Genomic DNA, 26,477 nt, shown 5'->3' on the forward strand with positions numbered 1-26,477 from the left:
GCTCTAAGCTTTACTGTAAATATGCTTCATCGCAGTAGAAGTTAAAGATAATGTTCTGGCCGCGGCCGGCCGAAGGAAAGGAATCCATATCATGGGCAAGAAAAAACTAGCCGCCATTGTTGCTGTGTCGGCGTTGGTGTTAGTGGCGCTGATCACTGTCTATACCGTGTTGATGAAAGATCATAAAATTAAGCTTTCGCCGGAATTACAATCAGCGGCGGCGTCCAAAGGGACATTCCAGGTTGGACTGTTCTACAGGACTGCAGGTGTGACCACCCCGCCTATTGATGTAGTTTGCATCATTACCGTCGATACATTGCCGAAAACAGTCTCGATGGGCGGAGGGTCGGGATGCGATAATGACAAAGCCGAATTTTTCGCAATTCAAAATGGGACAATTGCAACGGTTGGTATTTATGACGAGCCCTGCAGCGGCGACTTGCACGATGACGATTTTTACGAATACAGAATTACCCAATCCCCTTTGAATCATGAGTATATGTACGGTTTTTTTGATGGCAACGCGAGTCCTGGAATCCCGGGTATGAAGCCCGTTGCATCGAAATATAAAAATGGTTTAACCGGCAAGGTGTCTTGCATCAAAATTTATCCGTAAATAATCAGCTCTGTTGATTTGCCTCTGTTGCGGGCAGGTTTGAGGCAAGTTCGTGTAACTTGTAGTGTCGGCTGTCAGTGTCGGGGTATTTAACCGGAAGTTCCAATAGCCGACTTATTATCCAGAACCTGCCCTTCAATCCGGCCAGTGCCACGCCGGTTCATCCAGCCTGCCCTGGCCCACAATGCCGGTCTGGCCCAGGTCCTTTTCAAGCATGATGCAGTTGCACTCAGGGTCTTGTTCCAATGCGGCGATGAGCCGGTTCGCGTGGGAGACGACCCACACCTGGCAGCTGTGGGATGCGCGCATGATCAGCCTTGCCAAAGCGGGCAGCAGGTCCGGGTGCAGGCTGGTTTCGGGTTCGTTGAGCACCATCATGGTGGGCGGTCGGGGCGTGAGCAGCGCAGCGATCAGCAACAGATAGCGCAGCGTGCCGTCCGACAATTCTGCCGCTGACAACGGGCGCAGCAATCCATGTTGATGAAACTCAAGCGCGAACAGCCCGCCGCCCTGAGCGTTGATGTGTATGCGTGCGCCGGGGAAGGCGTCGCTGATGGCGGCGTCGAGCGCCTCGGGCTCGCCGATTTCGCGGATCGTCTGCAACGCGGCTGCCAGATCACGCCCATCGTGATGCAGAACGGGCGTCCGTGTGCCCAATTGAGCCTTGCGGGCGGGCGCATCGGCGTCGCTGCGAAAGTGATCATAAAATCGCCAGCCGCGAATGTTTTCGCGCAACTGGAGCACTTCCGGCGAGGAGCGAAGGTTGCCCACTTGATCGAACAGGCTGTCGAACGTTGGCGTGTGTTGCGCCAGCACATCCCAACTGCGTCCCTCGCGGGCCCGGATCATGGGGCCGGCTCGATCGACCAGCAGGCTCGCCGGACGATACACGGGGCCTGCCCAGATGCATTCACGCTTGATCTCCGGGTCCAGTGCAAAGGCCGTCGGTGCCGCTGGCGGCGGGGGCAGGCCCAGCGAAATGGCGTAGCTGAAGTCCTCGGCGGCGAACCCCAGCCGCAACCGCACGACGTCCTTGCGCGGACCTCCCTGAATCTCCACTTCACCATTGCGCATGCGCCGGCTGATGTTTTCCGGCCCTGCCCAGAAGGTCGATTTCAGGCCACCTTCCCGGGCCAGCGCGTTGATGACGCCGCCTTGTGCGGTCTCCGCCAGCAGCCGTAACGCCCGATACAGGTTGGATTTGCCGCTGCCGTTAGGGCCCGTGATTAGGTTCAGCCGTTGCAACGGAACAACCAGAGTGTTGATTGAACGGTAGTTGGCAACCGCGAGGGTGGTGAGCATCGAGCATTCCTTGCTGTGTGCAGGCAGGGGGATCTGCGCAGTTTAGCGGCGTAAGGAACCCTGATCTACGCTCATAGTCGCATGATCATCGCGGCGCAGACCCAAGCATGAAAGGGGTGCCGATGACTGTATGCAACGGCATTGGCACAAGGAGTCTGCATGCCCGCTCAACCCTCGGTAATTCATTCCAGCCTGGCTGCACTGGTGCTCGGCCTGTGCGTGGCTGTGCTGCCCGGCTGCGGCAAGGAAAGACCCAAGGAGCCCGTTCGCCCGCGCGTGCAGGCGCAAGAAGTCAAAACGGCTGAGTTCGCTGCCGATGTTGCCCTCACAGGCGACATCCAGGCGCGCGTGCAGACTCAGCTTTCGTTCCGCGTCGGCGGCAAGATCATTCAGCGCTCGGTCGATGTCGGCGACAGAATCTCGGCCAAACAGGTGCTCGCCAGGCTCGACCCCAAAGACCTGCAGACCAACGTCGACTCGGCCATTGCCGCCGAAGCTGCCGAGCAGGCCCGCGTGAAACAGACCGCCGCCGCATTCGTGCGTCAGGAAAAACTCCTGCCCAAGGGCTACACCAGCCGCAGCGAATATGACTCGGCCCAGGCTGCCCTGCGCAGCAGCCAGAGCGCGTTGCGGGCGGCCCAGGCCCAGTTGGCAAACGCCCGCGAGCAGCTGGGGTATACCGCGCTGATCGCCGATGCACCGGGCATCATCACGGCGCGGCAGGCCGAGGTCGGGCAGGTGGTTCAGGCGACCATGCCGATTTTCAGCCTGGCCCGCGACGGCGAGCGTGATGCTGTGTTCAATGTGTACGAGTCCCTCTTCGTCAACCCGCCAACCGACCAGCCGGTCGAAGTCACGCTGCTGGATAATCCGAAAATCAAAGCGACCGGGAAGGTGCGCGAAGTCACGCCTGCGGTGTCGGCACAGACCGGCACGCTGCAGGTGAAGATCGCGCTGTCGTCGCTGCCGCCTGGCATGGAGCTGGGCTCGGTCGTCAGTGCTGCGTTGAGCGTGCCGGCCAAGGCGAGTGTAGAGCTGCCGTGGTCAGCGTTGACCAAGGGCCTGGGCGATCACCTCGGGCAGCCAGCGGTCTGGGTGGTGGATGAGCAGAACAAGGTCAGCCTGCGGACGGTCACGGTCGGGCGGTATCTGACAGGCAAAGTAATCATCGTGGACGGTCTGAAAAACGGAGAGAAAGTGGTCGTTGCCGGTAACCAGTTGCTGCATCCGGACATGCAGGTCGAGCTGGCCGATGTCTACAAGGACCTGACGGGAGCCCCGCAATGAAGCGACTTTCGGGAATCGTCCTGAGTGGTTTGTTGCTGGGCGCCTGCAGCAAGGAGGAGCCGCCGCCCGAGCCCTTGCGTCCCGTGCTGTTCGTGGAGGTCAAGCCTCAAGCCGAAGAAAGCCTGGGGCGTTTCGCTGGCAGTATCGCCGCACGCTACGAGAGCACGCTGGGTTTCCGGGTTTCCGGTCGCATTGCTCAGCGCAGCGTCGATGTCGGCGCACAGGTCAAAAAGGGCGACATGCTCGCCGTGCTCGATCCGACCGATCAGCAGAACCAGGTGCGCTCCACGCAGGGCGATCTGGCGCGGGTCGAGGCGCAGTTGATCAACTCGCAGGCCAATGCCCGGCGGCAGCAGGAGCTGTTTGATCGAGGCGTGGGCGCGCAGGCCGCGCTCGATGTCGCGGTCACGGATCTGAAGACCACGCAGTCTTCTTACGATCAAGCCAAAGCCGCGTTGCAACAGGCCAAGGACCAGTTGAGCTACAGCGAATTGCGGACCGACCACGATGCGGTGGTGACCGAGTGGAAGGTCGAAGCCGGCCAGGTGGTCAGCGCCGGTGAGCAGGTTGTGACCCTCGCGCGGCCTGACATCAAGGAGGCCGTGATCGACCTGCCCGCACAGCTTGCCGATCAACTGCCCAAGGACGTCGTGTTCAAGGTCGCCAGTCAGCTTGAACCGGACATCAACACCACCGCCACCGTGCGGGAGCTCGAGCCGCAGGCAGAAAGCACAACGCGCACCCGTCGCGCTCGACTGACGCTGGCCGACACGCCGCCGTCCTTTCGCTTGGGCACGGCGATCAGCGTCACCCTCAGCTCGGCCATAGAGCCTCGCATTCAGTTGCCCGACACGGCGCTGCAAGAGGTCGATGGCAAGACGCAGATCTGGGTCATCGACCAGCAGAACCAGACCGTTTCGCCGCGTCCGGCCAATGTCGTCAGCCGCGCCAGCGGCAGTGTGGTGCTGGCAGGTGGCGTGAAGGGCGGTGATCTGGTCGTCACTGCCGGGGTAAACAGCCTCAAGCCGGGGCAGAAAGTCAAAGTCGATAAGGAAAGCCCGCGATGAAAGGGACGTTCAACCTCTCCGATTGGGCGCTCAAGCATCAATCCTTCGTCTGGTACCTGATGTTCGTCGGTCTACTGATGGGCGTGTTTTCCTACATGAACCTCGGTCGCGAGGAGGACCCTTCGTTCACCATCAAAACCATGGTCATCCAGACGCGCTGGCCGGGCGCGACGGTGGATGAAACCCTGGAGCAGGTCACCGACCGCATCGAGAAGAAGCTCGAAGAACTCGATTCCCTCGATTACGTGAAGAGTTATACCCGTCCCGGCGAGTCCACGGTTTTCGTCTACCTGCGCGACACCACCAGCGCGGGCGCGATTCCGGATATCTGGTACCAGGTGCGCAAGAAGATCGACGACATTCGCGGCACGTTCCCTCAGGGGCTGCAAGGGCCGGCGTTCAACGACGAGTTCGGAGACGTCTACGGCTCGATCTACGCCTTCACGGCCGACGGCCTGACGCTTCGCCAGTTACGCGATTATGTTGAAGAAGTGCGCGTGCAGATCCGCGACGTACCCGGACTGGGCAAGGTCGAGATGATCGGCCAGCAGGACGAGGTGCTGTACCTCAATTTCTCCACGCGCAAACTCGCGGCGCTCGGGCTGGACCAACGGCAAGTCGTGCAAAGCCTTCAGTCGCAGAACACCGTCACGCCAGCAGGTGTGATCGAGGCCGGGCCTGAACGGATTTCGGTGCGCACCTCCGGGCAGTTCGCCTCGGAGAAGGACCTGGAGACGGTCAATCTGCGCCTCAACGACCGGTTCTATCGTCTGAGCGATATTGCAGAGATCACGCGCGGCTACGTTGACCCGCCCAAGCCATTGTTCCGTTTCGATGGCAAGCCGGCGATCGGTCTGGCCATCGCCATGAAGAAAGGCGGCAACGTTCAAGAGTTCGGCAAGCAGCTGCACGAGCGCATGGATGCAGCGACGGCCGACTTGCCCATTGGCGTGGGCGTCCACAATGTGTCGGATCAGGCGCAGGTGGTCGAGAAAGCGGTGGGCGGGTTCACCAGTGCGCTGTTTGAAGCGGTCGTAATCGTACTGGTCGTCAGCTTCATCAGCCTGGGCATGCGCGCCGGGCTCGTGGTGGCCTGCTCGATTCCTCTGGTGCTGGCGATGGTCTTCGTGTTCATGGAGTACAGCGGCATCACGATGCAACGGATTTCGCTGGGCGCGCTGATCATTGCGCTGGGGCTGCTGGTGGATGACGCGATGATCACCGTGGAGATGATGGTCTCGCGCCTGGAGCTGGGCGACAGCAAAGAGCAGGCGGCGACCTTCGCGTATACCTCCACTGCGTTTCCAATGCTCACCGGCACACTGGTGACGGTCGCGGGTTTTGTGCCCATCGGCCTCAACGCCAGCTCGGCGGGCGAATACACTTTCACACTGTTCGCGGTTATTGCCGTTGCCATGCTGGTGTCCTGGGTCGTGGCGGTGTTGTTCGCGCCAGTGATCGGCGTGCACATCCTCAGCGAAAAGGTGAAGAAAAAAGAAGAAAATGCCAAGCCGGGCCGCATCGCTCGTGCCTTCAACGGGTCGATGTTCTGGGCCATGCGCAACCGTGGGCTGACCATCATCATCACCATTGCGCTGTTTGCGACGGCTTTGTTCTGTATGCGTTTCGTGCAGAACCAGTTCTTCCCGTCGTCGGACCGTCCCGAAATTCTGGTGGACCTGAACCTGCCGCAGAACGCATCGATCAACGAGACGCGCAGGGCAGTGGACAAGCTGGAGGCTTCCCTCAAGGACGATCCGGATATCGTCCGCTGGAGCACCTACATCGGTCAGGGCGCCGTGCGGTTTTATCTGCCGCTCGATCAACAACTGGAAAACCCGTACTACGCGCAGTTGGTGATCGTCAGCAAGGACCTGGAAGCGCGCGGCGCATTGATGGCGCGCCTGAACAAGCGGCTGAGGGACGAGTTCGTCGGCATTGGTACCTACGTTCAACCGTTGGAAATGGGGCCGCCGGTCGGGCGTCCGATTCAGTACCGGGTCAGCGGGGAAAACATCGACAAAGTGCGCCAGCACGCCATCGAGCTCGCTACCCTGCTTGATCAGAACCAGCACATCGGCGAGATGATTTACGACTGGAACGAGCCGGGCAAGGTGCTGCGCATCGATATCAACCAGGACAAGGCGCGGCAGCTTGGGCTGTCGTCCGAAGACGTTGCGCAGCTCATGAACAGCATCGTCACAGGCTCATCGGTGACTCAGGTGCGCGATGATATCTACCTGATCAACGTGGTGGGTCGCGCCGTCGACTCGGAGCGGGGTTCGCCGGAAACCCTGCAAAACCTGCAGATCGTCACGCCACAGGGCACGTCGATTCCGCTGCTCGCCTTCGCCAATGTCCGATACGAGCTGGAGCAGCCGCTGGTCTGGCGTCGCGATCGTAAGCCGACGATCACGATCAAGGCGGCGGTACGGGACGAGATGCAGCCGACCGATCTGGTCAAAGAGCTCAAGCCTGAGATCGACAAATTCGCCGCCGGTCTGCCGGTGGGCTACAAGATCGCCACGGGCGGCACGGTGGAAGAGAGCGGCAAGGCTCAGGGGCCGATTGCCAAAGTCGTACCGCTGATGATCTTCCTCATGGCGACTTTTTTGATGATCCAACTGCACAGCGTGCAGAAGATGTTCCTCGTCGCCAGTGTCGCGCCGCTTGGCTTGATCGGTGTTGTGCTGGCGCTGGTTCCGACGGGCACGCCGCTGGGTTTTGTGGCCATCCTCGGGGTGCTGGCGCTGATCGGGATCATCATTCGTAACTCGGTGATTCTGGTGACGCAGATTCATGAATACGAAGTTGCGGGGTATCTGCCCTGGGATGCGGTGGCCGAGGCCACCGAGCACCGTCGTCGACCCATCCTGCTGACCGCCGCGGCGGCGAGCCTGGGCATGATCCCCATCGCCCGCGAAGTGTTCTGGGGCCCGATGGCCTACGCGATGATCGGCGGCATCATCATCGCCACGCTTCTGACGCTGCTGTTCCTCCCCGCGCTCTACGTGGCCTGGTACAAGATCAAAGAGCCGAGTGATGAGGAACGTCGCAACCATCAGCAAAGCAAACAGGAAGATAAACACCTTGCTGACGACTCGGACGACGGCGCGTCTTCACCCGCTCATTGAACAGGCAGATGAAGCGAAAGCGATAACGTGCCGCTTTCGCTTCTTACTTCGGACAACGGGGTGCGGTCAAACGAGTCGGAAATTCCTGAAATGCACCTGCCCTGGCTGACCGTTTAGCTTTTCAGGATCGGAAGCGGTATGTACCTGAACGGTCACTGTAGTGGCAGGGGACGGCTTGCGGTCGATGTTGAGCGTCATTGTCTGCCACGTCTCGGTTGCTGCGCCCAAGTCGCCGTACCCCTCTGCTCCCTCCGCCGTGGTGACGAGAGCCGAATAACTGAACATCACGAAATCGCCGGGTTTCAGGGTTTGGCCCGCCCGTGCCTCGAATGTCAGAACCGTGGGTTTATAACTGCCCTCAGGCGTGTTCTGAGTCAGCTCGGCTGCCTTCGTTAGCTGGATGTAGTAACCCGCGCCCTCCGGCTTGATCTCCCAGGTTTCCTCGCCGGAAGCACTTGTCCAGGGCGCTAGTTTGCCGGTACCGAAGTCGCCATTTATCAAAAGACTGTCCATGGTCATTCCCCTGCTGATTATTATCGACAGCCCATGCTCATCCAGCATCCGGGCTGAACGCCAACGGCGCGGGTTCAGTGTGCGCGCGGTGGACGGAATGGGATACTGTCAGAAATGACAGTCACGGAATCTACTCGACTGAGTGAACGTGTTTGTTTCCCTGGCAGCCGCGGTTGAGCCCTCTGACCGCATGGCTCTTTGCCGGACCGCGGCCTCAACCCTTGCGCCAGACACTCGCCAACCAAGGCTGCTGCTCCCTCGGCAATCCGGATGGTCGGTAGTAATGCTCGACTTCGCTGAACCCCGCCTCGGTCAGCAAGGCACTCCACGATTCCAAATCATGAAATGAACCGTAGCGCTCGCCCTTCCAGCCTTCCTCATTGCGACCCCGGGGATTAGAGCTGAACAGCACGCCGCCGGGCTTGAGTGCGGCTCGTAACTCCCGCAGTACCCGAGGCAATTCCTGACGTGGCACGTGGAACAGCGAGGCATTGGCAAAGATTCCGTCGAAGCGTTCGGCGGGGAGGTTCAGCTCCAGGAAGTTTTGGTGCAGGACTTCGCAGCCGCTGTCGACACGAGCAATCTCAGCGAAGCGGTCGGAGCCGTCAAGACCGGTGGGTATGTGGCCCATAGCCGCAAATGTCTGCAGATCACGCCCCGGTCCGCAGCCGAAATCGAGAATCTGGAACGGTGGCGAACCCTGAATATTGCGCAGTAATGCATCGATGTTCTGGCTGACGTCGTGATCGCGTGTGCCTTCGCGAAAACCTTCGGCGACATCGTTGTAGTTGCCGAGCGTAGTGGCCGTGATCTGAGCGAGGTCTTCTGAGTCAAGTTTCATGGGGCGAGTATCTGGGCGAATAAGGCTGCCAATATACCCCGCTCACGAGCCGCAATCTCCTTGCGGACCGCCCATATCCTGTAGGACCGGCTTCAGCCGGGGAAGAGGCCTGTGCTGACGTTATCAGTCCTGCGGCGTGACACCTGACGCTTTCCCGGCTAAAGCCAGTCCTACCGAAATGCAGCCCGTCGTAGGACCGGCTTCAGCCGGGAAGAGGCCTGGGTTGACGCCATCAATCTGCGGCGTGAAACCTGGCGCTTTCCCGGCTAAAGCCAGTCCTACCGAAATGCAGCCCGTCGTAGGACCGGCTTCAGCCGGGAAGAGGCCTGGGTTGACGCCATCAATCCTGCGGCGTGAAACCTGGCGCTTTCCCGGCTAAAGCCAGTCCTGACGGGAGGGCTTCCCCGCCTCAACGCTTATTCAGCCGTAACGCCAGTCTATCGCCCCCCAGTTGGATGACGGCGACCAGCGCCACCAGCAGCACGATCACGGTCAGCATCACTTGGGTGTCGAAACGCTGATATCCATAGCGGTAGGCGATGTCGCCCAGGCCGCCTGCGCCGATAGCGCCCGCCATGGCCGAGGAGTTGATCATGGTCACCAGCGTGATGGTGAAGCCGCCGACGATTCCTGGCAGTGCTTCAGGAAGCAGGACGTGCCAGACGATATGCCAGCGACGGCAGCCCATCGCTTGTGCCGCTTCGATCAGGCCGTGATCGACTTCGCGCAGGCTGACTTCCGCGATGCGGGCAAAGAACGGCGTTGAGGCGATGGTCAGGGGCACGACAGCGGCCCACACGCCATAAGTGGTTCCGACGATCAGCCGCGTAAAGGGGATCAGCGCGACCATCAGAATCAGGAACGGCACCGATCGGAAGATATTGACGAAGGCGCCCAGCACGCGATTGACATGGGGCGCCTCGAAGATGCCGCCCTTGCCGCTGGTGACCAGAATAACAGCCAGCGGAATGCCCAGCAGCAGGGCGATCAACGATGACACACCCACCATCAGAAACGTGTCGATGATGCCCTGCCAGAGACGATCAACCCACATAACCCAGTACCTCCGCATGCTGCGCCTGTTTGCGGGCGCGCTTGAGCAATTCTTCCAGTGAAAGCGGCGAATGACTGATCGCCAGCAACAGGTGACCAAGCGCCCGGCCCTGGATACGTTCTACGCCGCCATGCAGCAGGCTGACTCGCCCGCCGAATGCGCTGAACAGCGCAGACAAATCAGGTTCGTTGCCCTCGTTGCCCGTGAATTGCAGGTCGAGCACGACGCTGGCGTGCGGGTGAGGTGGCTGCGCTTGCAGGCGGGCTTGCAGATCTTCCGGCAGCGCATGTTGCAGAGGCGCCAGCAGGGTTTTGCTGACCTCGTGCTGTGGATTGCCGAATACCTGCCAGACCGGCCCCTGTTCGACGATCTGGCCTTTTTCAAGGACCACGACGCGGTCGCAGATCTCTCTGATGACAGCCATTTCATGGGTGATGAGGATGATCGTCAGGCCCAGGCGCTGATTGATCTCGCGGAGCAAGCCAAGGATTGACTGAGTGGTTTCGGGGTCGAGCGCCGAAGTGGCCTCGTCGCATAGCAAGATAGCCGGGTCATGCACCAGCGCGCGGGCGATGCCCACGCGTTGTTTCTGCCCACCCGACAGCTGCGCCGGGTAGGCCTTGTGCTTGCCTTCCAGGCCCACCAGTTCAAGCAGCTCAGCGACTTTGCGCTGACGTTGCGCTTTGGGAACGCCCGCGACTTTCAGCGGCAGCTCGACGTTCTGCCACACGGTTTTCGCCGACATCAGATTGAAGTGCTGGAAGATCATCCCGATGCGTCGGCGAAGCGCCACCAGATGGTCTTCGTTGAATTCTCCGATGTCTACCTGATCGATCAGCACGCGGCCGCTGCTGGGTTGCTCCAGACGATTAATGGTGCGGATCAGCGACGACTTGCCCGCGCCGCTGCGGCCGATGATGCCGAATACCTCACCGCGCTGGATGTCCAGATCGATGCCCTGCAGCGCAGGCACAGGCCCTTGCTGGCCTTGATAGACCTTGCCCAGGTTGATGAAGCGTACATGCGCGCGCTGTTTGCCCGGATGCAGCTCGGCCTGCTCGGCAGACGTCGGGAGATCGGTATGCAGCGGCAGGGATCGTTGCGCGGTTGCATTCATGATCAGTTCTTCCAGCCAACCTGGTAGAGCGAGCCGTTGACCTTGTCCAGCGAGGCGCGCACTACCGGGGAGTGTTGATAAATGTCGATGAATTTGGCCAGGCGCGGATCGTTCTTGTGATCCGGTTTGATCACGAATTGAATCACGTATTCGGGATGATCCAGGCCGTCGAAAAGAATCGCCGAGCCGGCGTCAAAGGTCTTCGCCAGACGGATGTAAGCCGGGTAGCCCTGCACCAGATCCGCGTCGTCGTAAGCGCGCACCAATTGCACGGCTTCTACCTGAATCAGCTTGAGTTTCTTGGGGTTGGAAGTGATGTCGTCCTCGGTTGCCTTGTAGCCGACGCCCGGCTTGAGTGTGATCAGCCCCGCCTTGGCCAGCAGTTGCAGGCCCCGGCCGCTGTTGATCGGGTCGTTGGCGATGGCCACGGTGGCGCCGGTCGGCAGCTCATCGAAGCTTTTATACTTCTTCGAATACAGGCCGACGTTGTTGATGATGCCGGGCGCGTAGGGCTCGAGATCGAAGCCCGAGGCGGCTTTGGCGTTTTCCAGGAAAGGAATGTGCTGGAAATAATTCACGTCGATGTCGCCTGCATTGAGGCTGACATTGGGCGCGATCCAGTCGGTGAATTCCACCAGATCGACCTTCAGGCCCTGCTTGTCGGCTTCAGCGACAGCCGCTTCCAGCGGAATGGCGAACGCAGCCGTGGTGCCGACTTTCAAAGGTTGGTCGGCGGCGTGGGTGATACCGGTGAACAGGCCCAAAGAGAGGGCCAGGGTGAAGAGTGTTTTGCTCATGTGTCGGTGTCCGGATGAGTGTTATTTGTTGGGTGCCTGTAAGGCCGTTTTCGGGGGCAGATGGCCGATCCAGGTCATGAGCTTGAAATTCGGAAGCTGGCTCCCGCATGCCGCTCGGGCAACCGGGCCGAACCCTCGGCAAACAGCTTCTCGCGCAAGGTCCCATGCTCGTAGGCGGTCTTGTAGGATCCGCGTCGTTGCAGCTCCGGGATCACCAGGTCGATGAAGTCCTCGTAGCTTTCCGGTGTGACGATGCGGGTCAGATTGAAGCCGTCCAGGCCTGTCTCGGCGATCCAGGATTCCAGCTCGTCGGCGACCTGTTCCGGTGAGCCGATCACGGTGATGTAGCGGCCACCGAGGGCGTGCTGGTCGAGCAGTTTCTGGCGTGTCCAGTCGTTGTTCTTGAGAATCTTCGTCGCCGATTGAATGGCGTTGCCCTTCACGTGCTGGATCGGCTCGTCGAGCTCGTAGGCGGAAAAATCGATGCCGGTGGAGGCCGAGAAGTGGGCAAGTCCCGCCTCGGCGCTGGCGTACTTCAGGTATTCATCGTGCTTGGCGCGGGCTTGCTGCTCGGTTGCCCCGACGATCACGTTCAGGCCCATGAACACCTTGATGTCGTCCGGATTGCGACCGGCCGCCACGGCGCTGGCGCGAACCTTGTCTACCTGCTCGCGCGTCGCCGCCTTGTTCTGGCCGCTGATGAACACGCACTCGGCGTTGCTGCCCGCGAACTGCAGGCCACGTTCTGAACTGCCCGCCTGGAACAGCACCGGTGTGCGCTGGGGCGACGGCTCGCACAGGTGATAACCCTCAACCTGATAGAACTCGCCGCTATGGCGCACGTAATGGACTTTTTCCGGCTGGGCGTAGACCCGGGCCTGACGATCCTCGATCACCGCATCGTCCTCCCAGCTTCCTTCCCAGAGCTTGTAAAGCACCTCCAGGTATTCATCGGCCTGATCGTAGCGGCGGTCGTGTTCGATCTGCTCCTTGAGACCCATGGCCTTGGCGGCGCTGTCCAGATAACCGGTCACGATGTTCCAGCCGACCCGTCCGCCGGTCAGGTGGTCGAGCGTCGACATACGACGCGCAAACAGGTACGGCGCCTCGTAGGTCAGGTTGGCGGTGAGGCCGAAACCGAGGTTTTTTGTCACCGCCGCCATCGCCGAGACCAGCAATAAGGGGTCATTAACCGGCAGTTGGATGGATTCTCGCAGCGGCACATCCACCGACTGCTGATACACGTCGTAGACGCCGACGATGTCAGCGATAAACAGGCCGTCGAACAACCCTCGCTCCAGCAATTGCGCCAGACGGGTCCAGTATTCGATCGTCTTGTACTGGGTCGAAGTGTCCCTCGGATGGGTCCAGAAACCGTGATTGATGTGGCCGATGCAGTTCATGTTGAACGCATTGAGGAGGATCTTTTTCTTGCTCATCAGATCGTCCCCCGGCGAGGCGGATTGACGTCGTTGAGGTAGAAGTTGCCGATGGCGTGATACTTCCAGCGCACGGGGTCATGCAGCGTGTGGACCCGTGCATTCCGCCAGTGACGATCCAGACCATGCTCGGCCAGCGTCGATTGCGAGCCTGCCAGTTCGAACAGCGTGCTGCCCGCTTCAAGTGAAATTTCGGTGCTGATGGCGCGTGCTTCGGCCACCGCGATCGACGCCTGGGCCAGGTTTTCCGGCGTCGTCAGGGCTTGCGCACGATCAAGGTATTCTCCGGCGCGCTGCAAAAGCGCCTCGGCGGCGTGCAGGCGAATGCCCAGTTTGCCGAAGCTGTGCAGCGTGAGTGGGTCGTCCACCGCTTTTTCGATGCCCGAATCGATCCATGGCCGCGTGCGGGAACGGACGAAGTGCAATGCGTCTTCAAAGGCAGCCCGGGCAATGCCGGTATCGATTGCGGCGTGAAGAATCTGCGCGAGCGGGCCGACGGTGGTCGGTTGTTCGAAGGCTGTCTGAAATGGCACTACGTCCTCGTCCTCGACATACACATTGTCGAACACCACCGATCCGCTGCCGGTCGTGCGCTGACCGAAGCCGCTCCAGTCGTCTATGACGTTCAGGCCCGCTGAATCGGCTGGGACGAACGCCAGATGCTGGATGCCGTCATCATCGATGACAGACGTCGGTATGCGTTGCGCGTACAGGGCGCCGGTGGCGTAAAACTTGCGGCCATTGATGCGCCAGCCGGCTCCGTCGCGGCTCAATCGCGTAGTTCTGTCATGGGCGGTTTTGGTGCCCAGTTCAGCCAGCGCGTTACCAAATCGTCGGCCTTCCAGCACTTCGGCGTACAGTCGCTTCTGCTGTCCGGGACTGCCGTTCACGCGCAACACTTCCAGCGCGTAAAAGTGATTTTGAGGTATCTGCCCCAGCGAGCCGTCGGCGGCGGAAACAAGGCGGATGACGTCGGCCAGCGTGACGCTGGAAACGCCCGCGCCGCCGAACGCTTTGGGGACGCTGATGCCCCACAGCCCGGAGCGGGTGAACGCCTCCAGTTCTTCGTGCGGCAGGCGTCGCTCGCGGTCTCGCTCGGCGCTTTGTGCCTTGAACGTTTCGGCCAATGCCCGGGCGCTCTCCAGCGCCTGGGCGTCGTCACGGATCAAGGTCGTTCGGGTTGCAATCGGCGCGTGTGCCTGGCTGTCGCGCGGCAAGGTTTGAAGGCTCATATCAGTGCTTCCAGTTGTCTGGTTCAGATCCAGGAATGACGGGCAGGCAGTGCGCCGTTGAGGTGCCAGGCGCCCACGGCGTGGACCTTCCAGCGGACAGGGTCGTGCAGCGTATGCACACGCGCATTGCGCCAGTGCCGGTCGAGATTGAATTCGGCCAGCGTCGAGCGGCTGCCAGACAGTTCAAACAGCTTTTCGCTGGCCTGCAGGGCAATCTGCGTCGTGAGCACCTTGGCTTCGGCGACCGCGATGGAAGCTCGCGCCGCCGACTGCGCGTCGATGGGCGCTGCGGCGATTTCATCCAGCACACGGCCAGCGTTGCGCAGCAGAGCTTCGGCGGCATGTAGTTCAAGTTTCAGCTTGCCGATGTCAGCGATGACATAAGGGTCATCGCTGGCGCGCTCGACATTGGCTTCGATCCAGGGACGTGAGCGTCCACGCACGAAGCGGATGCTCTCGTCGATGGCTTCGCGGGCGATGCCTGCGTCGATGGCAGCCTGAATCAATTGAGAGACGGCGCCTTGAATGTTGGGCGACAAGGCCAGTTTCCAGTTCTCTACGACCAGATCGCCGCTGACCCGCACGTTTTCCAGCAGCACGCTGCCGCTTGCCGTGGTGCGCTGACCGAATCCGGACCAATCATCGATGATGTGCAAGCCCGGCGTGCCGCGCGGCACGAATACCAGGACTTGCTTGCCATCGTCGTTGATGGCTTTCACTGCGACCCAGTGCGCGAACAGGGCGCCCGTTGAATAGAATTTGCGACCGTTGAGCAAAAACTGATCACCGTCAGCCGTCAGTCGTGTTTTGACGTCGAGGGTGTTTTTAGTGCCGCGTTCCGGACCGCCATTGCCGATTCGTGCGCCCTTGAGAACGCTCTCGAACAACGTTTTCAGCTGAGTGTCGCTGGCACTGCCGATCAGGGAATTGAGGATGCCGAAATGATTCTGCGGGATCTGTCCCACCGCAGGATCTGCTGCGGACAAGATGGCGAACACTTCAGCGACGGTTACGAACGACACCTGAGGCCCGCCGTACACTCGTGGGACGGAAATACTGCCCAGGCCGCTCTGGCTGAACAATGAGATTTCAGACCATGGCAGTTGCCGCTCGCGATCACGTGCGGCTGCGTTGGAACGGACAATGGCCGCCAGTTCATGGGCGGCTGCAATCGCCTCGGCGTCGCTGCTCAGCACTTTGGCGGGCAACAGAGGAGGAGCTATGTCCAGGGTGTGCTGGACTGAAGGGGCGTTCAGATCAGTCATGGTGGTGACCTGCGTGAACGCGAGCACTGGGGTGGTTGTGCGTGACCATTCGAACCTCGAATCAACGCCGCTGGGCGGCAGGAAAGCTGACGATGGTCCGGTGGTCCGGTGCATATACCCTAAGCGTGTATAAAAATTAAATAAACTTACATTTAGGCATAAGCATAGAAGGTGATCGCCGCTGTCCGGCTGCCCATCAGATGGACTGTGCGTATGTCAGGCATGAGCTGAAAACCAGCATCAGGATCACGTATTTGAAGAAGGGTCGGCTGCGCATGCGGATGTCCCTCACAGGTTTTTAACCGCAGGCTAGCAGCGCTCTTTTGTCGAATTCGGGCTGCCCTGTAGGAATGGGCTGAGCCGAAAGTGGGAATTGTCTTTGGAGCGTCGGATTTGTGCTGTCGCTCACGTTGTGACGACCGGGCGCTGTCGCAGTCATGACCTGCGATACTGCGACAGCGACGCCCGATGACGTGAAGATCAAGCGTCACGCCTGGATAAGCCATCGGCACGAACGTTGATCAACCTCGGCGGTGCCCAGCGAGAATTGTTGCCCACCCGATCAATCACGCAGTAGGTCACTTCCTGATGGGCATCATCGCCCGCTTCGCTGATCAGGGCGGCTGGCACTTGCACAATGACCGGCTTGCCGACGTCTTCGTGACTGAGAGCAGGAAGGTCCATGCGCACATCACCCCAGCGCAACGTGATCTCGTCGTAGGCGTCCATGTTCAGGTAAGTGTCGATGATGACTTCAACGCCGCCGGCGATGTGCTCGGCGCTCAGTTCTGTGCTCGCGTCAGGGGTTGAGATGACCACAGGCGCCAGCCCCTGATTCTCGTCGGCGTCGTCACTGACCAAATGACCGCCAGGCGTCTCAAGTTTGACCCAGAGTTTTGTGCTGGGCGATTTGACTGATTCGCAGCCGATCTTTGTGACCCGGTAGTAGGTTTTTACCTTGCCACTTCGGAGAAAACTTTCGGGTACATGTAGGACCGATGTGTGACCGATGTCGTCCTCCGACAAAAGTTTTGACGCAACGTAGCAGCCTCCCCAGAACAGCTCGATCAGATCGGCGCATTCCATATCCGGATAGGGATCGATGTTTACCATCAGCTGCGCAGCCGCCAGGGCACCGATGCCCTGTTTGTTCGACTGCGGCAGATACGGGGCGAAGAGCTTGATAGGGGTGTGATTGACGGGTGTATGGATCATCTTCGAATACTCTTTGAACGTAGGCCTTTATCAAGGCGTGTCACGACAGTGACTGCCGCGGATGCAACTTGGAAAACGATGTTGTTAGTACACGCTCGATGGCCAGTCATGGCAAACAATACAACCGGTGGCAATTTCGGACTTGTTATTAGTTTCGATAGAGTCTTCCCAAGTGTTTTTGAGCTAATTGTGTTGCGGCATTTGTGTCAATGGTGAATAACTCATAAAACTATATGTACGGGAAAAGCAGAACTTTCCTACGAGAGGTTTTTACTTAATAGTGGGTGCGACAGGTGCAACGTCCTACGGCTGCACTGGACACAGGTGGTGGGGCTTTCTGCGGACGGCACATGGAGGCGAGGTGAAGTGGCGAGAGGGGTTATTTGTGGGTGTCGAATTCGTCAATAAACTCGATGTGCCGACAAAACCACGAAGCCGCGCTTGGATCGGAAAAATAGATATATAGACAACCGGTTTTCCGAATGGAAATAGAAAGACTATTAGTCCATCAAGACTTTTCTAAATATTGAAGTGAAAGAAAACGGCGCTCATGAGCGCCGTTTGGGATACATACAGCGTGGGATTAATTCCGGCTGCGTTCGAGAAATTGCCGAGTGCGTTCCTCTTCAGGATTTGCGAACAACGCTTTGGCTTCTCCTTGCTCGACAATGACCCCTTTGTCGATGAACACAACACGGTTGGCGACGTCCCGCGCAAAGCTCATCTCATGCGTGACGATGACCATCGTGCGTTTCTCTTCGGCCAGTGCACGAATGGTGCTGAGCACCTCGCCTACCAGCTCAGGATCGAGGGCTGAAGTGGGTTCGTCGAACAGAATGACTTCCGGCTCCATCGCCAGCGCCCGTGCGATGGCCACGCGTTGCTGCTGACCGCCGGACAAACGGCGCGGGTATGCGTCTTCCTTGCCGGCAAGACCGACCTTGGCCAGCAGTTTGCGCCCCAACTCGGCAGCCTGCTCGCGTGGCATCTTCTTGACCACGATCGGCCCTTCGATGACGTTTTCCAATGCAGTGCGATGGGGAAACAGATTGAAGTTCTGAAAAACGAAGCCTACGTGCTGTCGCAACTGCCGGACCAGCGCCTGCTGCTGGCTAAGCGGTTTGCTGCCGTCGATCCGGATGTCACCGACCACGATGGTGCCGCTGGTAGGTTCTTCGAGGAAATTCAGGCAACGCAGGAAAGTGGTCTTGCCGGACCCGCTGGGTCCGATGATTGCGACGACTTCACCGGGCTCGACTTTCAGATCGATGCCCTTGAGAACTTGATTGCCCTTGAATTCCTTGGTCAGTTTTTCAACGGTGATCATGCCTCAAGACTCCACATCATGGCGGTTGGCCCGCGCTTCGAGACGGTTCTGAACATGCGCCAGCACTGTGCACAACACCCAGTAGATCACCGCCACGGTGAAATACATGGTGAAGACCTCCAGCGTTCTCGAAGAAATCAGCTGCGCCTGGCGGAACACTTCCGGCACCTGAATGGTGGCGGCCATGGCGGTGTCCTTGACCAGCGAAATGAAGCTGTTACCCAGCGGCGGCAAGGCGGTGCGGGCAGCTTGCGGCAGGATTGCCCGGCGCATGGTCTGCGCGCGGGTCATGCCGATACTGGCGGCCGCTTCCCACTGGCCCCGGTCCACGGCGCCGATGGCTGCGCGCAGAATTTCGCAGGCGTAGGCTGCCATGTTCAGCGACAAGCCGATGAGCGCTGCGGTGATGGCATCCAGTTCGATGCCCAGATCAGGCAGGCCGTAATAAATCATGAACAGCTGAACGAGCAGGGGCGTGCCGCGAAAGAACGACACGTAAACCCTGGCGATGGCGCTGATGACCCAGACTTTCGACAAGCGCATCAGTGCCAGGCCGAAGCCCAGCACCAATCCGAAAAACATCGATCCGAGACTCAGGCCCACCGTGTAATACGCGCCCTTGAGCAGAAAAGGCGCGGAGTCCAGCGCGAGCTGTAGGCTCTCTGGAATCATTTGGTCACGTCAGCCTTGAAGTACTTTTCAGACAACTTGGCCAGGGTGCCGTCGGCGCGCAGTTTGTCGATGGCTTTGTTGATCGCTGCCAGCAACTCTGGTTCGCCTTTGCGCAGTGCAATCCCGGCTTCCTGACGGGAGAAGGGTTCGCCGGAAACAGCCAGTTTGTCTTTGGTTTTGGCGATCAGCTCAAGCGCGGCGAGACGGTCGACCAGAATGGCATCGATACGGCCTACGCGCAGGTCCTGGTATTTGGTCGGATCATCGTCATAGGTTTTGACGATGGCGTCAGGCACGTTGGCCTTAAGCCATTCTTCATAGTTGGTGCCCAGGCCGACACCGACCTTCTTACCTTTCAGGTCGGCAGCGGTCTTGATCACGCCAGCGTCTTTGGTCTGCACCAGCGCTTGAATGCCGGAGACAGTGTAGGGTTCGGAGAAGTCATACTTCTTCTTGCGCTCGTCGGAGATGGTGACCTGGTTGATCACGACGTCCAGACGCTTGGATTCCAGCGCAGCCAGGATGCCGGCCCATGGGGTGGCGCTCAGCTTGACCTTCACGCCCAGTTCCTTGGCCAGCGCTTCGGAGAACTCGACCTCGAAACCGGTCAACTTGCCGTCTTCGCCAACGAAGCTGAAGGGCGGGTAAGTGCCTTCCAGACCGACGTTCAGGGTGCCGTTCTTTTTAATGGTTTCCAGTTGCTCGCCAGCGACGGCTTGGGTCGCCAGACCGGTGCCCAGCACCAGGCTGAATGCCGACAGCAGGAAGGTGCGGCGGATTGCAGACATATTCATGAAAATCCCCTGTTTTTAATTGGAATGTCAGGTCAGCGTCAGACCTGACGAAACTACTGTGGCATCACGCGTTTATCCAGCTTTTTCAGTACTCTGCCGGGATTTCGCGCGGCGCTGGCGGCGATCATAAGGGCAGCTTTTTAGGAATAAAAATAATTAAAAACGAAGCGCTTATCTGTTTTATGCATATGAAAGCCGGGTGGCAGCCCCCCATTTGCAGGATCGAGAGCTACAGCACTCACTGCGCGGAAAACACACCCGCGTAAGCGAACAGTGCCGGGGCGCCGCCGGTGTGCAGGAAAATGATCGGACCGGCGTCGAAACGCTGCCGGCCAATTCCGTCGAGCAAGCCCGCCATCGCTTTACCGGTGTAAACCGGGTCCAGCAACAGCCCTTCCTGGCTGGCCACCAACTTAATTGCCGACAACGTGCCCGCGTTTGGTTCGCCATAGCGTGGCCCGTAATACTCATCCCACAGGTTGACTTTGAAAGCTGCGGGCAGCGCCTCGCCCAACAGCCCCACGGTACGCTCGGCCAGCCCTTGAACCTTGGGTGCCTGGGTTTCTTCAGGTCGCGACACGGTCACGCCGATTACAGGCAAATGCGGCAGGGCCTCTGCCAGCGCCAGGCCCAGGCCGCTGTGGGTGCCTGCACTGCCAGAGGCCAGGACCACGGCGGCGAACGTTTCGCCGGTCTGTTCGATCTGCTCGGCCAGCTCGAAGCCTGCGCGCACGTAGCCCAATGCTCCGGTGGGGCTGGAGCCACCGATCGGGACCAGATAAGGTTTTCTGCCACTGGCGTGCAGTCGGGCAGCCAGCGCCTGAAGCTGCTCGTCCGCGTTGTCGAGGTTATCCACCTGTTCGACCTTGGCATCGAACAGGTCCAGGAGCAGACGGTTTCCGTTGCCCAGATAATTGCTGTCAGTCGTGGCGATCGGGTTCTCCAGCAGCGCCACGCAACCCAGTCCCAGCCGGGCGGCCAGCGCTGCGGTCTGGCGAACATGGTTGGACTGAATCGCGCCTGCGGTGATCAGCGTGTCGCAACCCTGGGCCAGGGCATCGGCGGCGAGGTATTCGAGCTTGCGCAGCTTGTTGCCGCCCATCGCCAATGGCGTGATGTCGTCACGTTTCACGTAAATGTCCCGGCCGGCCCAGGCGGAAAGCCGTTCGAGCTTCTCCAGCGGTGTCGGGGCGCCCAGCAGATCCAGGCGGTGAAAACGGGCGAGCTGTTGTTTGATCATGTCGGTTGTCGATACGTCAGCAGATGAGTCGCAGGACTATAGGCAGACCGTTCCCACAGGGCAACCGGACGATATCTCAGAGCGCCCAGGCTAAAGCCTCACGAAAATTGTTATTTTTTTGCCACAAATGTTTGCCGTAGAGTGACCTGACCATGGTCACGTCCAGCCTGACGAGCCATTGAACTGAGGAGAAATCTGCGTGAGCACTATTCCCGAACTGTCCCCGGAAACCTGTGCCGAGGGCGTGACCGGCCACTGGCAGCTGCAGCGGATCGTAGGTGAGTTGCGCGCTGCGCGTGATGACTGGCGCAGCAGCAACAATCGCATCAGCGGGGAAAAGGGCGGTCGTGAGCTGCCGTCCCGCGAGGCCATGCGCGATATCCTCGAGGCGCTGTGCGGTGCGTTGTTTCCCATGCGATTGGGGCCAGTGGATCTGCGTGAAGAGAGCGAGGATTTCTACGTCGGTCACACGCTGGACGTGGCGTTGAACGCTTTGCTCGCGCAGGCGCGCCTCGAGTTGCGCTATGTCGCCCGGCAGCGCGGCGAAGACGCCGGTTGCGCCGATGTTCACGCTGAACGGTTGATTCAGGACTTTGCCAGCGCGCTGCCGCAGATCCGGCGGATCCTCGATACCGATGTGCTGGCGGCGTATCACGGCGATCCGGCCGCGCGCAGTGTCGACGAAGTATTGTTGTGCTACCCCGGGATTCTGGCCGTGATCCATCATCGTCTGGCGCATCATCTCTATCACAATGGTTTGCCCTTGCTCGCGCGGATCAGTTCGGAGCTGGCTCACTCCGCTACCGGAATAGACATTCACCCCGGTGCGCAGATCGGCCCGAGCTTCTTCATCGACCACGGGACGGGCGTAGTCATTGGCGAAACCGCGATCATCGGCGAACGCGTGCGTATCTATCAGGCTGTGACCCTGGGCGCCAAACGCTTCCCGGCGGATGAAGACGGTCAGCTGCAAAAAGGCCATGCCCGACACCCGATCGTGGAAGACGATGTGGTGATCTATGCAGGCGCAACGATTCTTGGGCGAATCACGATCGGCCAGGGTTCGACCATCGGCGGTAATGTCTGGCTGACGCGCAATGTGCCGGCAGGCAGCAACGTCAATCAAGCGAGCCTGCAGACCGACGACGGCTCGCAGAAGTAGGTCAACAGCAGATCAGTCACACATGGCGGCGTCTGTCCGGACGCCGTCCTTCCTGTCAGCGGTTTTCTTCATCCGCGCCAGCCTTTCATGGGCGAGACCTGACTGGTTTTTCACGCCCTCAGGTATGCCTCCAGCCCGCGGAACGAAAGCGTTTCAGCGTGCGTCCTACCGTCGCGTGAGCTAGCGTCCAGGGTCAGGCAATTGGTCCTTCACATGCTTTCCGTGTTTTAATTGAACGTTCAATCAAGTTAAACCGGTGGTTCGCTGACCGCTCATATCAGGAGGCCTACCCTTGCCGCATCTGTTTTGCATGATCGATTTTTCCGCCCGCGCGGCGGTGTCCGCATGAGTGTGCCGAGCGCTCAAAACAGCGCACCCGTTCGCATGAATGCTCCTGTTTTCTACTTCGCTGCCAGCTTCATCCTCATCTTCGGGGTGGTGGTCATCAGCTTCCCTGACGCCGCTGGACAGTGGCTTCTGTCTGCTCAGAACTGGGCGGCGAATACCGTCGGCTGGTATTACATGCTCGCCATGACGCTGTACCTGGTGTTCGTGGTGGTCACGGCCATTTCAGGCTACGGCAAAATCAAACTCGGCGCCGACCATGACGAGCCTGAATTCAGTTATCTGTCGTGGGCGGGCATGCTGTTTGCCGCTGGCATCAGCATCACGCTGTTCTTCTTTTGCGTTTCAGAACCATTGACGCACTTCTTGCAGCCGCCGCAGGGCGAGGGTGGGACGACTGAGTCGGCGCGTCAGGCAATGCAGTTGCTGTTCCTGCACTGGGGCCTGCATGGCTGGGGCGTTTTCGCCTTTGTCGGCATGGCGCTGGCGTATTTCGCCTACCGACACAACCTTCCACTGGCGCTGCGTTCGGCGCTGTATCCACTGATTGGCAAACGCATCAACGGCCCGATCGGCTATGCGGTCGACGGGTTCGGCATCATCGCAACCATTTTCGGACTGGGCGCGGACATGGGCTTTGGTGTCTTGCACCTTAACTCCGGTCTGGATTACCTGTTCGGGGTGCCCCACACGCAATGGATTCAGGTCGGGCTGATCACGCTGATGATGGGTGCGGCTATCCTCGTTGCCGTTGCAGGTGTCGACAAAGGCGTGCGGGTCATGTCCGACATCAATATGCTGCTGGCCTGCGCGCTGCTGCTGTTCGTGCTGTTCGCCGGACCCACGCAGCATCTGCTCAACACCCTTGTGCAGAACATCGGCGATTACCTCGGCGCACTGCCGACCAAGAGTTTCGATGTCTATGCCTACAACGGTCCGAGTGACTGGCTGGGCGGCTGGACAGTGTTTTACTGGGCCTGGTGGATCGCCTGGTCGCCATTCGTTGGTTTGTTCATCGCGCGCATTTCGCGCGGCCGCACCATTCGTGAGTTCGTTTGTGGCGTGCTGTTGATACCGCTGGGTTTCACCCTCGCCTGGATGTCGATCTTCGGCAACAGCGCAATCGATCAGGTGCTCAACCACGGCATGGTCGCATTGGGCCAATCGGCCATCGACGATCCCTCGATGACGCTTTACCTGATGCTGCAACACTATCCGTGGAGCAAAACCGTCATTGCGGTCACGGTGTTCATCAGCTTCGTGTTCTTCGTCACCTCAGCCGACTCCGGTACCGTGGTGCTGTCGACGCTCTCGGCCAAAGGCGGAAGTCCTGACGAGGACGGTCCCAAGTGGTTGCGCGTGTTCTGGGGCGTGATGACCGCGCTGGTGACCAGCGGGCTGTTGTTCTCGGGGAGCATCGACGCGCTCAAGTCGGCCGTCGTGCTGACTTCGCTGCCGTTTTCGCTGATCCTGCTGACGATGATGTGGGGCCTGCACAAGGCTTTTCACATGGAGTCGCAGCGGCAGATCGCGCAGCTCTATTCACTGGCGCCCGTATCTGGCGCGCGACGCGGTGGGTGGCGGCAGCGATTGAGCCAGGCCGTGCATTTCCCGTCACGTGACGAGGTCTATCGATTCCTCGATCAGACTGTACGGCCAGCCATCGAAGAAGTGACCGCTGTCTTCGTCGAGAAGGGATTGAGTGTCGTCACGCAGCCTGATCCGGCGAATCACACGGTCGGTCTGGAAATCGGCCACGGAGAAGAGCGCCCGTTCATCTATCAAGTGACCATGCGCGGCTACTTCACGCCTTCCTTTGCGCGTGCTGGCATGGGGTCAAAACAGCTGAACAATCGTCGCTACTACCGCGCCGAGGTGCATTTGAGCGAGGGCAGTCAGGATTACGATCTGGTGGGCTACACCAAGGAGCAGGTGATCAACGACATTCTCGACCAGTACGAACGGCACATGCAGTTTTTGCATCTGGTGCGCTAAGCGGTGCAAGCCTCGACGCTGCTACAAGGCGGTGGTCTCGAGAGGTTTGCCTTGCAAGTGTGCGTGCAGCAAGCGCAAAGCAGGCATGTCCAGTGCCTGCGCGGCGTAACACAGCCCGACCCGGCGACTGAGGTTCGGCGTGCGTGCGGGGCGGGTGACGACCCCCGTATCCTTGGAGGCCATGGACTGTGGCAGCATCGCCAGACCTGCCCCCGCCGCGACCAGCCGCAAGGCGAGGTTCAACGACCCCGCAGTGGCGGCGATGAAGCCCGAACTGCGATTGTAGAGCTCCATCAGCCGCTGATGCGAAGGGTGCGTCGGGCAGGTGATCCATTGCACGGTTGCAAGATCGGCTGCATCGAGCCTGTCTCGCGCCGCCAGCGGATGACCGGCGCCCATGCTCAGCACATACGGCTCCTCCCACAGCGGCATGAACAGCTCGTCCTCACAGCAGTCGTCTTCCACCGACAGTCGCGCATCACCACTGCAACCATCGTGCAGCGTCAGCATCAGATTGGGAACGACGCCATACGCAATCCTCAGGAACGTATCCAGATGGCTCGCGGCAATCTCGCCTTCGACGCCGATTTCGAGCGTCAGCCGATCGTTGCGCTGGCGGAACTGACTGCTCAAAGCCTGGGCTTCGGCGAGTAATCGACGCGCTTGCGGGTAAAGGGTTCGCGCATCGTCGGTTACGTCGACGCCGCGGGGCAGACGCTCGAACAAAATGGTACCGAGCGCTTCTTCAAGCTGGCGAATGGTGACCGACAACGTCGGCTGACTGGTGAACAGACGCTGTGCGGCCGAGGTGATGTTGCGTTCCTCGAACACCGCCACGAATGCGTTGAGTTGACGAATATCCATATCAGGAACCGATGGCTGCCAGAGCAATAAAGCATTTTTCCGCCGTAAGAAGCGCTGAATATACTCGCTTTACAGCTTATTCATCAGCGCTACTTATCGCTCCTTGCCATTCAGAAAATAAAGAGAGGAATGAATGACCTACATCGCTGCCGAAAACCGCTATGAGCGCGTTCCTTATCGCCGCGTAGGCCGAAGCGGCCTGGTGCTGCCGGCCTTGTCCATGGGGTTATGGCACAACTTCGGTGACAGCACGCCGATGGACACCCAGCGCGCGATGCTGCGCACAGCGTTCGACCTGGGTATCAACCACTTCGACCTCGCCAACAATTACGGCCCGCCTTACGGCAGCGCGGAGATCAACTTCGGCCGCCTGCTGCGCGAAGACTTCAAGCAGTATCGCGACGAGCTGATCATTTCCACGAAAGCCGGCTGGGACATGTGGCCCGGGCCTTACGGTCAGGGCGGCGGGTCGCGCAAGTACGTGCTGGCGAGCCTGGATCAGAGCCTGCAGCGTATGGGCCTGGACTATGTGGATATCTTCTATTCGCACCGTTTCGACCCTGACACGCCGCTCGAAGAAACCGCTGGCGCGCTGGCGACTGCCGTTCAGCAGGGAAAGGCGCTGTATATCGGTATCTCGTCGTACTCAGGCTCGAAGACTCGCGAAATCGCCGGGCTGCTCAAAGAGTGGAAAGTCCCGCTGCTGATTCATCAGCCGGCTTACAACCTGCTCAACCGTTGGGTCGAAAAGGATCTGCTGGAGACCACCGAGGAATTGGGAGCCGGCGTCATCGCCTTTACCGCGCTGGCGCAGGGACTGTTGTCGGACAAATACCTGAACGGCATTCCGAAGGACGCACGCGTCAACCGTCCGGGCGGTGGTTCGCTGCAGGCGTCGCATTTGTCCGAGCAGAACATCGAACACGTGCGCGCCTTGAACGAGATTGCCAAGCGGCGAGGGCAAAGCCTCGCGCAAATGGCCCTCGCCTGGACCTTGCGCGATCCGCGGGTGACGTCTGCGCTGATTGGTGCCAGCCGGCCAGAACAGATCATCGAAAACGTGGCGGCCCTCGACAATCTCCAGTTCAGCCAGGAAGAACTGGCCGAAATCGACCGTTTCGCAGTGGAGGGCGGGATCAATCTGTGGGAGAAGCCGTCTTCGGCGCAGTAACAGGCTGCAAAAGGTGGGGACGGTCATA

Annotated in this window: 22 protein-coding genes; 7 read left to right on the forward strand and 15 right to left on the reverse strand. The window is 59.7% G+C overall.

The features are described from left to right. Window positions 1-91 precede the first annotated feature (91 nt). On the forward strand, window positions 92-616 hold the full coding sequence (locus tag BMZ10_RS23590) for a hypothetical protein (RefSeq protein ID WP_093468059.1): 525 nt from the start codon (window positions 92-94) through the stop codon (window positions 614-616). 135 nt (window positions 617-751) lie between these two features. Here the strand turns inward: BMZ10_RS23590 and BMZ10_RS23595 are convergent, their stop codons facing one another. Next, complete coding sequence (locus tag BMZ10_RS23595; RefSeq protein ID WP_093468062.1) at window positions 752-1,918, reverse strand: AAA family ATPase; 1,167 nt, start codon at window positions 1,916-1,918, stop codon at window positions 752-754. A 159-nt stretch (window positions 1,919-2,077) separates the two neighbouring features. Between BMZ10_RS23595 and BMZ10_RS23600 the strand changes: the two genes are divergently transcribed. From BMZ10_RS23600 to BMZ10_RS23610, 3 genes are read left to right on the forward strand one after another with little or no spacing between them, the layout of a single operon-like run. Beyond that, window positions 2,078-3,205: an efflux RND transporter periplasmic adaptor subunit gene (locus BMZ10_RS23600; RefSeq protein WP_093468065.1), complete on the forward strand. Its 1,128-nt coding sequence runs from the start codon at window positions 2,078-2,080 to the stop codon at window positions 3,203-3,205. Beyond that, on the forward strand, window positions 3,202-4,272 hold the full coding sequence (locus BMZ10_RS23605) for an efflux RND transporter periplasmic adaptor subunit (RefSeq protein WP_093468068.1): 1,071 nt from the start codon (window positions 3,202-3,204) through the stop codon (window positions 4,270-4,272). Before BMZ10_RS23600 ends, BMZ10_RS23605 begins: the two co-directional genes overlap by 4 nt. Then, the gene (locus BMZ10_RS23610; protein ID WP_093468071.1) at window positions 4,269-7,406 is read left to right on the forward strand and encodes an efflux RND transporter permease subunit; all 3,138 of its coding nucleotides are present in this window, start codon (window positions 4,269-4,271) and stop codon (window positions 7,404-7,406) included. Before BMZ10_RS23605 ends, BMZ10_RS23610 begins: the two co-directional genes overlap by 4 nt. A gap of 66 nt (window positions 7,407-7,472) precedes the next feature. Here the strand turns inward: BMZ10_RS23610 and BMZ10_RS23615 are convergent, their stop codons facing one another. From BMZ10_RS23615 to BMZ10_RS23675, 13 genes are all read right to left on the reverse strand, one after another. After that, window positions 7,473-7,919: a hypothetical protein gene (locus BMZ10_RS23615; protein ID WP_143070329.1), complete on the reverse strand. Its 447-nt coding sequence runs from the start codon at window positions 7,917-7,919 to the stop codon at window positions 7,473-7,475. A 214-nt stretch (window positions 7,920-8,133) separates the two neighbouring features. Then, window positions 8,134-8,760 (reverse strand): class I SAM-dependent methyltransferase, encoded by a 627-nt coding sequence (locus BMZ10_RS23620; RefSeq protein ID WP_093468077.1) that lies wholly within the window; start codon window positions 8,758-8,760, stop codon window positions 8,134-8,136. Window positions 8,761-9,169: 409 nt separating this feature from the next. Beyond that, a complete protein-coding gene (locus BMZ10_RS23625) occupies window positions 9,170-9,814 on the reverse strand; it encodes a methionine ABC transporter permease (protein WP_093468080.1) in 645 nt (214 codons plus the stop codon). After that, window positions 9,804-10,931: a methionine ABC transporter ATP-binding protein gene (locus BMZ10_RS23630; RefSeq protein ID WP_093468083.1), complete on the reverse strand. Its 1,128-nt coding sequence runs from the start codon at window positions 10,929-10,931 to the stop codon at window positions 9,804-9,806. The genes BMZ10_RS23625 and BMZ10_RS23630 overlap by 11 nt, the downstream gene beginning before the upstream one ends. Window positions 10,932-10,933: 2 nt before the next feature. Further along, window positions 10,934-11,728, reverse strand: coding sequence for a MetQ/NlpA family ABC transporter substrate-binding protein (locus tag BMZ10_RS23635; RefSeq protein ID WP_093468086.1), 795 nt, complete (start codon window positions 11,726-11,728; stop codon window positions 10,934-10,936). 74 nt (window positions 11,729-11,802) lie between these two features. Continuing rightward, entirely contained in the window at window positions 11,803-13,167 is a 1,365-nt protein-coding gene (locus BMZ10_RS23640; protein WP_093468089.1) for an LLM class flavin-dependent oxidoreductase, read from the reverse strand. Further along, complete coding sequence (locus BMZ10_RS23645) at window positions 13,167-14,399, reverse strand: SfnB family sulfur acquisition oxidoreductase (protein ID WP_093468092.1); 1,233 nt, start codon at window positions 14,397-14,399, stop codon at window positions 13,167-13,169. Before BMZ10_RS23645 ends, BMZ10_RS23640 begins: the two co-directional genes overlap by 1 nt. 23 nt (window positions 14,400-14,422) lie before the next feature. Continuing rightward, window positions 14,423-15,664, reverse strand: coding sequence for an SfnB family sulfur acquisition oxidoreductase (locus BMZ10_RS23650; RefSeq protein ID WP_093468800.1), 1,242 nt, complete (start codon window positions 15,662-15,664; stop codon window positions 14,423-14,425). 480 nt (window positions 15,665-16,144) lie between these two features. Beyond that, complete coding sequence (locus tag BMZ10_RS23655) at window positions 16,145-16,879, reverse strand: hypothetical protein (protein WP_093468095.1); 735 nt, start codon at window positions 16,877-16,879, stop codon at window positions 16,145-16,147. 583 nt (window positions 16,880-17,462) lie between these two features. Continuing rightward, a complete protein-coding gene (gene tcyN / locus BMZ10_RS23660; RefSeq protein WP_093468098.1) occupies window positions 17,463-18,206 on the reverse strand; it encodes an L-cystine ABC transporter ATP-binding protein TcyN in 744 nt (247 codons plus the stop codon). Between the two features lie 3 nt (window positions 18,207-18,209). Continuing rightward, on the reverse strand, window positions 18,210-18,878 hold the full coding sequence (tcyL, locus tag BMZ10_RS23665) for a cystine ABC transporter permease (RefSeq protein ID WP_093468101.1): 669 nt from the start codon (window positions 18,876-18,878) through the stop codon (window positions 18,210-18,212). Beyond that, a complete protein-coding gene (tcyJ, locus tag BMZ10_RS23670; RefSeq protein ID WP_093468104.1) occupies window positions 18,875-19,672 on the reverse strand; it encodes a cystine ABC transporter substrate-binding protein in 798 nt (265 codons plus the stop codon). The genes tcyL and tcyJ overlap by 4 nt, the downstream gene beginning before the upstream one ends. 238 nt (window positions 19,673-19,910) lie before the next feature. After that, window positions 19,911-20,912: a D-cysteine desulfhydrase gene (locus tag BMZ10_RS23675; protein ID WP_093468108.1), complete on the reverse strand. Its 1,002-nt coding sequence runs from the start codon at window positions 20,910-20,912 to the stop codon at window positions 19,911-19,913. Between the two features lie 217 nt (window positions 20,913-21,129). Between BMZ10_RS23675 and epsC the strand changes: the two genes are divergently transcribed. Continuing rightward, on the forward strand, window positions 21,130-22,074 hold the full coding sequence (gene epsC / locus BMZ10_RS23680; protein WP_371266233.1) for a serine O-acetyltransferase EpsC: 945 nt from the start codon (window positions 21,130-21,132) through the stop codon (window positions 22,072-22,074). Between the two features lie 345 nt (window positions 22,075-22,419). Continuing rightward, window positions 22,420-24,414: a choline transporter BetT gene (gene betT / locus BMZ10_RS23685; protein WP_093468113.1), complete on the forward strand. Its 1,995-nt coding sequence runs from the start codon at window positions 22,420-22,422 to the stop codon at window positions 24,412-24,414. A gap of 21 nt (window positions 24,415-24,435) precedes the next feature. Here the strand turns inward: betT and BMZ10_RS23690 are convergent, their stop codons facing one another. Further along, window positions 24,436-25,278 (reverse strand): LysR family transcriptional regulator, encoded by an 843-nt coding sequence (locus BMZ10_RS23690; RefSeq protein ID WP_093468114.1) that lies wholly within the window; start codon window positions 25,276-25,278, stop codon window positions 24,436-24,438. A gap of 133 nt (window positions 25,279-25,411) precedes the next feature. Here BMZ10_RS23690 and mgrA point away from each other — a divergent pair, with 133 nt between their 5' ends. Further along, entirely contained in the window at window positions 25,412-26,449 is a 1,038-nt protein-coding gene (gene mgrA, locus BMZ10_RS23695) for an L-glyceraldehyde 3-phosphate reductase (RefSeq protein ID WP_093468115.1), read from the forward strand. Window positions 26,450-26,477 lie beyond the last annotated feature (28 nt).

Origin of the sequence: Pseudomonas sp. NFR16 (assembly GCF_900108875.1) — a bacterium.
In the GTDB taxonomy this organism is placed as follows: domain Bacteria; phylum Pseudomonadota; class Gammaproteobacteria; order Pseudomonadales; family Pseudomonadaceae; genus Aquipseudomonas.

Excerpts from the sequence above, each read along its gene's own strand:
- tcyN (WP_093468098.1), bottom strand. The coding sequence starts at position 18,206 with ATGATCACCGTTGAAAAACTGACCAAGGAATTCAAGGGCAATCAAGTT.
- BMZ10_RS23620 (WP_093468077.1), bottom strand. The coding sequence starts at position 8,760 with ATGAAACTTGACTCAGAAGACCTCGCTCAGATCACGGCCACTACGCTC.
- betT (WP_093468113.1), top strand. The coding sequence starts at position 22,420 with ATGAGTGTGCCGAGCGCTCAAAACAGCGCACCCGTTCGCATGAATGCT.
- BMZ10_RS23675 (WP_093468108.1), bottom strand. The coding sequence starts at position 20,912 with ATGATCAAACAACAGCTCGCCCGTTTTCACCGCCTGGATCTGCTGGGC.
- BMZ10_RS23590 (WP_093468059.1), top strand. The coding sequence starts at position 92 with ATGGGCAAGAAAAAACTAGCCGCCATTGTTGCTGTGTCGGCGTTGGTG.
- BMZ10_RS23615 (WP_143070329.1), bottom strand. The coding sequence starts at position 7,919 with ATGGACAGTCTTTTGATAAATGGCGACTTCGGTACCGGCAAACTAGCG.
- tcyL (WP_093468101.1), bottom strand. The coding sequence starts at position 18,878 with ATGATTCCAGAGAGCCTACAGCTCGCGCTGGACTCCGCGCCTTTTCTG.
- mgrA (WP_093468115.1), top strand. The coding sequence starts at position 25,412 with ATGACCTACATCGCTGCCGAAAACCGCTATGAGCGCGTTCCTTATCGC.
- BMZ10_RS23655 (WP_093468095.1), bottom strand. The coding sequence starts at position 16,879 with ATGATCCATACACCCGTCAATCACACCCCTATCAAGCTCTTCGCCCCG.
- BMZ10_RS23610 (WP_093468071.1), top strand. The coding sequence starts at position 4,269 with ATGAAAGGGACGTTCAACCTCTCCGATTGGGCGCTCAAGCATCAATCC.
- BMZ10_RS23650 (WP_093468800.1), bottom strand. The coding sequence starts at position 15,664 with ATGACTGATCTGAACGCCCCTTCAGTCCAGCACACCCTGGACATAGCT.
- BMZ10_RS23595 (WP_093468062.1), bottom strand. The coding sequence starts at position 1,918 with ATGCTCACCACCCTCGCGGTTGCCAACTACCGTTCAATCAACACTCTG.
- BMZ10_RS23600 (WP_093468065.1), top strand. The coding sequence starts at position 2,078 with ATGCCCGCTCAACCCTCGGTAATTCATTCCAGCCTGGCTGCACTGGTG.
- BMZ10_RS23605 (WP_093468068.1), top strand. The coding sequence starts at position 3,202 with ATGAAGCGACTTTCGGGAATCGTCCTGAGTGGTTTGTTGCTGGGCGCC.
- BMZ10_RS23630 (WP_093468083.1), bottom strand. The coding sequence starts at position 10,931 with ATGAATGCAACCGCGCAACGATCCCTGCCGCTGCATACCGATCTCCCG.
- tcyJ (WP_093468104.1), bottom strand. The coding sequence starts at position 19,672 with ATGAATATGTCTGCAATCCGCCGCACCTTCCTGCTGTCGGCATTCAGC.
- BMZ10_RS23640 (WP_093468089.1), bottom strand. The coding sequence starts at position 13,167 with ATGAGCAAGAAAAAGATCCTCCTCAATGCGTTCAACATGAACTGCATC.
- BMZ10_RS23625 (WP_093468080.1), bottom strand. The coding sequence starts at position 9,814 with ATGTGGGTTGATCGTCTCTGGCAGGGCATCATCGACACGTTTCTGATG.
- BMZ10_RS23635 (WP_093468086.1), bottom strand. The coding sequence starts at position 11,728 with ATGAGCAAAACACTCTTCACCCTGGCCCTCTCTTTGGGCCTGTTCACC.
- BMZ10_RS23690 (WP_093468114.1), bottom strand. The coding sequence starts at position 25,278 with ATGGATATTCGTCAACTCAACGCATTCGTGGCGGTGTTCGAGGAACGC.
- BMZ10_RS23645 (WP_093468092.1), bottom strand. The coding sequence starts at position 14,399 with ATGAGCCTTCAAACCTTGCCGCGCGACAGCCAGGCACACGCGCCGATT.